This is a genomic window from Deltaproteobacteria bacterium PRO3, from assembly GCA_030263375.1.
Lineage (GTDB): Bacteria > UBA10199 > UBA10199 > DSSB01 > DSSB01 > DSSB01.
On the sequence record SZOV01000114.1, the window covers coordinates 1 to 8,545 of the forward strand.

Below are 8,545 nucleotides of genomic sequence, written 5' to 3' on the forward strand. Positions count from 1 at the left end.
CTGATGCAGTTCGGAGGAGGGGCCTCGCAGCAGAATTGGCCGTCTCCGTCCGAATCGCCGCAGACCAGGCCATCGGTGGCGGCGCAGGCGAGGGGATCCTGCGGATCACAGGCCTCGCAGACCGGCGGAGGCGGTTCCGCGGCCTTCGTCACCGTGATCGTGACCTCCTTCGCCTGGGTGACGCCGTTGGTGCGGAAACCGCCCGAGACGGTATAGCTTCCCTCGGTCGCCGCCCGGCCCAAAACGGCCGTCGCCTGGACCTCGTAGAAGACTTCCGACTCGGGTGCCATCTTGACCGGGGCCGCGCAATCGAAGGCCGTCTGGTCGATGCTCAAGCGGCAGGAGGCCGTAGCCCCGCTGACGACGTCGACCATGCTCACTTTGCTGAAGGCGACCTCCGTGGAGGACGTGACCGTCGCGACCACCTCGCCGACCAAGGTCAGCTCTTGGCTGGTGTTCGCGACCGACACCGACATCCGCGCCGGGGTGCCGGATTCGACGGTGGCGGCCTTGGCGGTCACCGCCGCCTCGGTCAAAGTCGCTTGGGAGCGCACCTCGGTCTTTCCCGCGGCGACGGCGCCCGCAACCTTCGTGGACCAGGTCAAGGAGGCGCTTTCGACCCCCGCGTTCAGCGAAGCGGTCAGGGATGCCGTATAGGTCGCCTTGGACGAGGGCGCCAGGGACACAGGACAGAGGATCTCGGTGCCTTCGAGATTCGAGCGGCACTGGATTTCGCGGGTTCCCGCGGCGTCTGTCCAGGTGATGGCGCTGTCGACCAGCGTGGCGCCGTCCTCGGAGGCCAAGGTAGCGGTGAAGGCGAGATCCGTCACCAATTCGAGATCCGGGTCGTTGTTGGCGACCTCGAAGGTGTAGGAGACCGTATTGGCCGCCTCGTAAATCACCGTCGGCATCGCGTTGGCCGTCACCCGGACCGCCGTTACCGCCGTGAGGGTTGTCTCCTCGCGAACCTCCACGTAACCGTCGGCCTTGACGGAGGTGACGAGCGTGTATTCCCCCTCCTCTCGCGCGGTAACCGTGTAGGTGACGGAAACCGTCTCCGCCGCCTTGAGGGAGTCCACTCGGACGACGAAGCCGTCGGCGGTGACCTCGACGGTGCCCACGGAGGCGACGATGTCGCGGATCTCCACGCTGCCCGCCGCGGCGATGGCGGTGACGGCGTAGACCACGTTATGGGCCGTGTATTGGGTTTTGTTTTCGACCGCCGTGGCGACCGCATAGGCCCGGTTGACGAGGACCTGCTCGGGAGGCTTCACGGTGAAGACGGGCAGTAGGCCGTCTTCCACGGGATTGACGAAGACCGCGACCTCCGCCGAGTTGTTTTCGATCGTCAAATCGTCCGGATTGTGGACCGTCACCGACACGGAGTTGTCTCCCACGCTGGCGGGGTCCCAGGTTCCCGTCACCGAGACGGTGGCGGTGGCGCCCGAGGCGATTTCCTGGTCGATGATCGCTTCGATGCCCAGCTGGGTGTGGCCCACCGTGCCGCCCGGGGTCACCGCGACCTCCTCGACCCTAAAGGTCCCCGAGAAGACGATTTCGACGGCGGTCGCGCTGACGGTGGCGGCGGTGCCCAGGTTGGCGATCTTGACCGTGTAGGTCACCGTTTCGCCGGCCTTGACGTTGGGAATCGAGGCCTCCAACCGGACCGACAGATCGACGTCGCGAAATTCCGCCTCGATCTTGCCGGCGAAGGCGAAGCGGGCGCTCTTGAAATAGAAGGGCTCGCCGCCGCTATAGCCCACGGTTCCGGCGGTGACGATGGTAACGGCGGTGCGAGTACCCGCCTTGAACTCTCCGTCCAGCTTGACTCCGGTGGCATGAAGCTCCGGGTTGATCTTGGCGATCGAGGGATCGTCGCTGGTCAATTCCACCGAGTAGTTAGGGTTGAATGCGATCGTCTTGGATAGGTCCACGGTGGTGCCGGAGGGGATGGAGAAGACGATGTGACTGACGTCCTTGGAGCGGGCCTCGACGGTGACGGTCATTCTGGAAAGCGTCACGCTCTCGCCGTCGAGGACCTTTCGTTCGATGGAATCCAAGGTGACCTTGACGGAATCCGGCGTCACGGTTCCCCCGCGACCTCCGGATTGGGCGAGCCCCGGCCATGCGAGCAGTAAGGCGCAGGCGATGATTCGAATGGATGGTGATATTATATTTGTAAGACCTTTCATTCTTATATCTCCCCTGATGGATGGACAGCTCCTCTGGCGCGTCGCAGGGAGGAAAGATGAAAAAACGGTGGGTAAAAGGCACGTATCTTTAATACCCTCCCCCTTTCGCGTTTTTTCTCCTTCCCTGACGAAAGTATTAAGGGTTCCCAGCAAGAGAAACTCGCTGAAATTATTAAAAATTCACGGAACGAGCCGTTGGAGTTGCGATTGAAAACGGGCTAGGCTTGCGATGATTCTAAGGTCAAAGTTGTTCTAAATAAAGTACATATTTAAAAAATTAGAGCGATGACCTGACAAGACGGTCGATGCCGCTGCGCACCTGGCGGTATTCGAGGGTAGCCTTGAAAGAGTCGGTGGATCTAAGGGATAACCGGTGATACGCCCGATCGAAGTAAATTCGAGCGGGCTAAAGTCGGTGGGGGTTCAATCCCCAATATTAAGAAATAGTGCGAGAGGGGGGACTTGAACCCCCACGACCTTGCGATCGCTAGACCCTGAATCTAGTGCGTCTGCCAATTCCGCCACTCTCGCGAAAGGCGCCCAGGGTTTATTCATTCCCACAGGCTTCGTCAACGTGAATCTTGCTTGCGAAGCCGGGCCAGGCGTCATAGCTTAAGGCCCTGTGAGAAAAAAGAAAAGCCGCAGGGCCCGCCCTAGCTCCAAATCCCGTAAAAACCAGCCCCGTCCCAAGTTGCCGGAGAAAGCCCCCGGCAAAAAGGGCTCCGAGGCGCCCCCGCAGTACCTCGAGGGGGTCCTCAAGATCCACCGGGACGGCTACGGCTTTGTCCTGGCCGAGCAGCCCGGCGTCAATGACGTCTTCATCCCCGGCCGGCGCATGATGGGCGCCATGAACGGCGACCGGGTCATCGCCACCGTCCGCGTCAACCCCCGCGACGGCCGCCTCGAGGGGGCCATCACCGAGATCAAGTCCCGCGGCACCTCCTGGGTCATCGGGCGCCTGCAGAAATCCGGCTACCAGACCGTCGCCGTCGTCTCCGAAAAGGGCCGCAGCACCGATTTTCTCGTCCCTTCCAAAAAGCTCAATGGCGCCGAGATCGGCCAGAGCGTCGGGCTCAACATCGTCCAATACCCGGAGGAGGGGCGCCAAGGCATCGCCGAGGTGGTCCAGATCTTCGCCGAGCGCGGGACGCCCAAGACCGAGACCGACATCGTCATCCTCAAGCACCAGCTGCCGCGGGAATTTCCCGACGAGGTCCTGCGCGAGGCCGAGGATTGGCAGCGCCGGCGCGACATCTCGCTGGGCCAGGGCCGCCGCGACCTCCGCGACCTGCCCTTCGTCACCATCGACGGGGAGACCGCCAAGGATTTCGACGACGCCATCTGCGTAAAGCCCGAGGGCGACGGCTACCGCCTGTGGGTCTCCATCGCCGACGTCAGCCATTACGTCGTGCCCGGCAGCGCCCTCGACCGCGAGGCCTTCAAGCGCGGCACCTCGGTGTATTTTCCCGACCAGTGCATCCCGATGCTGCCCGAGGCCCTGAGCAACGACTTGTGCAGCTTAAGGCCCAAGGAAGACCGACTCACCTTCACCTGCGAGATGCTCTACGACGCCCAGGGGATGCCGAAGAGCGCCGACGTCTACAAGAGCGTGATCCACTCCAAGGCCCGCCTCACCTACAAACAGGTCGCGCGGGCCCTGGTGGACTTGGTGCCCGAGGTGCGCGAGCCGCTGACGCCGCTTTTGCCCATGCTGACCGACGCCCTCGAGCTCTCGCGCAAAATCCGCCGGCAGCGCTTCGGGCGCGGCAGCATCGACTTCGACATGCCCGAGCCCGAGATCCAGATCAGCTTCGAGGACGGCAGCATCGAGAACATCATCAAGGCCGAGCGCAACGAGGCGCATTTCCTGATCGAAGAGCTGATGATCGCCGCCAACGAGGCGGTGGCCCGCTTCATCACCGCCCGCCGCGTCCCCGGCGTCTACCGCGTGCACGGCGAGCCCGACCCCGAGAAGGTGAAGAACTTCCAGATCCTGCTGCACAACCTGGGTTTCAACATCTCCTTTCCGCCCAAGCCCAAGCCGGGCTTCTTCAACAAGGTCCTGCACCAGGTGGCCGACCACGCCGAGCAGCGGCTGATCCAGCACATCCTGCTGCGCTCGATGAAGCAGGCCGTCTACTCCCACGAAAATCTCGGCCACTTCGGCCTGGCCTCGACCTGTTACACCCACTTCACCAGCCCGATCCGCCGTTATCCCGACCTCATGGTCCATCGCGTCCTCCAGGGCATCTTGCTCCGCGAGGCGCCGCGCTCCGAGGAGGCGAGGGAGGCCCGCACCCTCGAGCTGGCCAACATGGCCGGCCATTGCAGCCGCCGCGAGCGGGTGGCGATGGAGGCGGAGTGGGAGGCCGTCGACCTGCAGAAGGCCCTCTTCATGCAGCGCCACATCGGCGAGACCCTGCGCGGCGTGGTCTCGCGGATCGCCAAGTTCGGATTCTTCGTCGAGCTCTTCGACTTCTTCGTCGAGGGCCTGGTCCTCTTGGAGGACTTAGAGGACGACTACTACCTCTTCGACGAGAAGAAGCATCGGCTGCGCGGCCGCAAGGGAGGGAAGGTCTTCAAGATCGGGACCGAGGTCACCGTCAAGGTGGCGAAGGTGGACGTCGAGGCGCGGCAGGTGCTCTTCGCCCTGGAATCCTGAGCAGCCGTCGCCGGCGGAAGTGGAAATCTAAGTCCTTGACTTTTCAAGATTTCTTTCTATAAGCCTGATTATGGAGCTGTTTTCCTTCCTCCTGCTCGGGATTTACTTTTTCATCTTGGCGATACTGGCGATCTTCGGTCTCCATCGCTACTACCTGACTTATCTCTACTATAAGCACAAAGAGCGCTTGCCCCAGGACGTGCCGGCCTTCGACGCGCTCCCGCGGGTGCCCTTCGTCACCGTCCAGCTTCCGATCTACAACGAAAAATACGTGGTCCAGCGCCTGGTGCAGCAGATCTGCGCCCTCGACTACCCGCGCGACCGCCTCGAGATCCAGCTGCTCGACGACTCCACGGACGAGACCCAAGAGATCGCCAAGGCCGTCGTCCGCGAATACCGCGACCTGGGCCAGCCCATCGTCTACCTGCACCGCAGCAACCGCAAGGGCTTCAAGGCCGGCGCCCTCGACGAGGGCCTCAAGGTCGCCCAGGGCGAGCTGATCGCCGTCTTCGACGCCGACTTCCTGCCCGAGCCGGACTTCCTCAAGCGAATGGTCCCTTACTTCTTCGCCCGGCGAAAATACGGCATGGTCCAGGCCCGCTGGGGCCATCTCAACCAGGATTACTCGCTGATGACCCAGGCCCAGAGCATCTTGCTCGACGGGCACTTCGTCATCGAGCACACGGCGCGCAACCGTTCGGGCCGCTTCTTCAATTTCAACGGGACGGCGGGCATCTGGGACCGCCGCTGCATCGAGGCCGCGGGCGGCTGGCACTACGATACCTTGACCGAGGACCTCGATCTCTCGTACCGCGCGCAGCTCAAGGGCTGGAAATTTCTCTACGTCCCCGAGGTGGTCGTGCCCGCCGAGCTTCCCGTCGACATGAACGGCTTCAAGGCCCAGCAGCATCGTTGGGCCAAGGGCTCCATTCAGACCGCCAAGAAGCTCATGCCGCGCATCTGGCGCAGCGCCCTGTCGCCGCGGGTCAAGATGGAGGCCAGCTTTCACCTGCTCAACAACTTCGCCTACGTCCTGATGGTGGTGCTGTCCTTCTGCATGCCGCTCTCGCTCTACCTGCGCCACCAGCTGCGCCTGCAGTCGATCCTGTGGATCGACCTGCCGGTCTTCCTGCTAGCGACGGTCTCGATCGCGTCCTTCTACGTCTGTTCGCAGAAGGAAATCTATCCGGATTGGAAGAGCCGCCTGCTGTATCTGCCGCTCAACATCGCGCTCGGCATCGGCCTCGCCATCAACAACACCAAGGCGGTCTTCGAGGCCCTCTTCAACCGGCAGAGCGAGTTCACCCGCACGGCAAAATACGCAATCGCCAAGCGCTCCGACGCCTGGCAGCACAAAAAATACCGCAGCTCCTTCGGCGTCATCACCTTGGTCGAAGTCTTCCTCGGCCTGTATTTTTCCTTGGCCGTCGTCTACGCCTTCGCCCACGGTCTGTGGATGTCCCTGTACAGTTTGCTCTTCTTCCAAATCGGCTTTTTCTACGTCGGTTTTCTCTCGTTATTTCAAGGCCGTCCCAACGTAGCCCTCGCGCCTTCCTTGAGTGCGCCCAGCGTCACGGTCGACTGAGCCTGCGCCGCTTGGCGAGTGCGGGCAAAAACCTTGACAGGCCTTTTCCCCCCCGTCATCATGGCCCCAATTTATGAAGAAAACTTTCGAAGTCGTCTTGCTCAACCAGAAATTCCAGCTCAAAAGCGAGTCGGACGAGAAATACGTCCAGCGCGTCGCCGATTACGTCAACAAGAAGCTCTTCGACATCCAAGAAAAGACGAAATCCGTCTCTTCTTTGAACGTCGCGCTGCTTGCGGCCTTGAACATTGCCGACGATTTCTTTAGAATCAAGACAACCGACAAAGGAAAGGTCGGGGAGGCCCGAGCCAAGGTCCGCGAGATCCTCGGTTTGATCGACCGCCAGCTCGGACATTGAGTATTTCGCTCTTTTACAGCCGATTTGGATTTCCCTGCCTTGTTCGCGTTTGGTGCTTTATTATGATTTAGAACCTAGCTGATGAGAACGGGAGCTTCCGCTAACGGCGGTGAGCAAGCCCGCCGACCTTCGGGCCGCATGCGGGAAGCCTAATGCCGTGATTGAAGCGCCCACCTATTTTAAATAGGTTCAAATCTCGCAGCCCCACACGACAGAAGGTGGGGAGAATTTTGAAGTCCCGCCCCTGGTCCTCGCCGGGCCGGGGGCGGGACTTGAAATTGAGTCGGTTGAAACCTCTGAACGAAATTGCTTGGAATATTTGCAGCTTGTATTCTTGTTTTTAGAATCCTGATTAGATTTTTTTATTACTCTTTGGTGTTTTTGGACCGCTGATCCTTTTCTGCAAAGCGTTTGGCCCCGCTCCCCGGAGCGGCGCGTCCCCTTTCTTCCTTTCGACCCGCCTCGATTTCATCGACGACAACCTTTTCTTCGAGCCACGGCGATGAACCCTGCCGCAAAAGAGAGCCTCCGCCGCGCCATGCTGGACCGGCGCGGCGCCCTGTCCGCCGAAATTCAGGCGGACGCCGCGCGGGCCGTGGAAGAGCGCCTCTTTTCCCAGCCCGAGTGGGTCGCCGCTCCCCGAGTAGGCCTGTACTGGGCCGTCCGCGGGGAGGTTCCGACGCAAGGGATCTTCCATAGGCTGAGACGGGCCGGGCGTTCCCTTTGCCTGCCGAGACTGGGCGCCGCGGGCCTCGAGTTCGCCGAAGTGGGGGACGAGTCGGCCCTGGTGCCCGGGGCCTGGGGCATCCTCGAGCCGGACCCGCGGCTGCCGGTCGTCCCGCTCGAGGGACTGGCGATTCTCCTGGTGCCCGGAGTTGCCTTCGACGTGAGGGGAGGCCGCTTGGGGTGGGGCCAGGGGTATTACGACCGGGCGCTGCAGGGCTTCCGCGGCCGGCGCTGGGCCCTGGCCTACGATTTTCAGGTTGTAGAGAGCGTTCCGACGGACGAGCGCGACGAGGCCGTCGATCGCATTGTCACGGAACGACGCGTGATCGATTCGAAAGGCCGGGCCTAGGCTTGCCGGGCCCGTGAACGAAACGGGGGACGCATTTCGGAGGGAACCGTGATCTGGACCATCCTGGCGGCCGCGGCCGCTTTGCTCCTGGGTTTGGCCCTGGGGGCCTTGCTAAGGAAGAAAATCGCCGAGGGCAAGATCGGATCCGCCGAGCGCGAGGCCGAACGCCTCCTGGCTGCGGCCGAGGCGAAGGCGGCGCAACGTCGCAAGGAGGCCGAGCTGGAGGCCCAGGGCCTGAGGCTTCAGGCGGAACGCGAGATCGAAGACGAGGTCCGCGGCCGCAAGGGCGAACTTGAGAAGATCGAGCAGCGTCTCTTCGCCCGCGAGGAGGGGCTCGAGCGGAAATCCGAGGCCCTCGAACGCCGCGAGGGCGAGCTGGAGGCCCGCGAGCGGGGCGTCGGCGAGCGGGAGAAGGCCGCCGAAGAGTTGTTGGAAAAAAACCGCCACCTGGTCGAGGAGTCGCGCACGGCCTTGGAGGGCGTGGCCCGGATGACGGCGGAGGAAGCGAAGGAGCGCCTGGTCAAGATGGTGGAAGAATCGGCCCAGCTGGAGGCCGGACGCCGCCTGCGCCAGATCGAGGAAGATACGCGGGCCAGCGCCGACAAGAAGGCGCGCCAGCTCATCACCAAGGCGGTCGAGCGCCTCGCGGGCGAGTGGGTGGCCGAGAAGACCG

6 protein-coding genes, 1 tRNA gene and 1 other RNA gene are annotated in these 8,545 nt (G+C 62.5%); 6 read left to right on the forward strand and 2 right to left on the reverse strand.

Annotated features, from left to right (window positions below; genetic code table 11):
• Both FBR05_13390 and FBR05_13395 read right to left on the reverse strand, forming a co-directional pair.
• The coding region (locus FBR05_13390) for a hypothetical protein (GenBank protein ID MDL1873173.1) at nt 1-2,192 on the reverse strand (2,192 nt) is incomplete at its 3' end.
• 444 nt (nt 2,193-2,636) lie between these two features.
• A tRNA-Leu gene (locus tag FBR05_13395) sits at nt 2,637-2,723 on the reverse strand.
• Nucleotides 2,724-2,814: 91 nt separating this feature from the next.
• On the opposite strand from FBR05_13395, the gene rnr reads away from it, so the two are divergent.
• From rnr to FBR05_13425, 6 genes are all read left to right on the forward strand, one after another.
• The gene (gene rnr, locus FBR05_13400) at nt 2,815-4,854 is read left to right on the forward strand and encodes a ribonuclease R (protein ID MDL1873174.1); all 2,040 of its coding nucleotides are present in this window, start codon (nt 2,815-2,817) and stop codon (nt 4,852-4,854) included.
• 70 nt (nt 4,855-4,924) lie between these two features.
• Nucleotides 4,925-6,439: a glycosyltransferase gene (locus FBR05_13405; protein ID MDL1873175.1), complete on the forward strand. Its 1,515-nt coding sequence runs from the start codon at nt 4,925-4,927 to the stop codon at nt 6,437-6,439.
• 73 nt (nt 6,440-6,512) lie between these two features.
• A complete protein-coding gene (locus FBR05_13410) occupies nt 6,513-6,797 on the forward strand; it encodes a cell division protein ZapA (protein ID MDL1873176.1) in 285 nt (94 codons plus the stop codon).
• A 28-nt stretch (nt 6,798-6,825) separates the two neighbouring features.
• Nucleotides 6,826-7,026, forward strand: a non-coding RNA gene (ssrS, locus tag FBR05_13415) — 6S RNA.
• A 273-nt stretch (nt 7,027-7,299) separates the two neighbouring features.
• On the forward strand, nt 7,300-7,872 hold the full coding sequence (locus FBR05_13420; GenBank protein MDL1873177.1) for a 5-formyltetrahydrofolate cyclo-ligase: 573 nt from the start codon (nt 7,300-7,302) through the stop codon (nt 7,870-7,872).
• A gap of 48 nt (nt 7,873-7,920) precedes the next feature.
• A partial coding sequence (locus FBR05_13425) for a DUF3552 domain-containing protein (protein MDL1873178.1) occupies nt 7,921-8,545 on the forward strand: 625 nt, incomplete at its 3' end.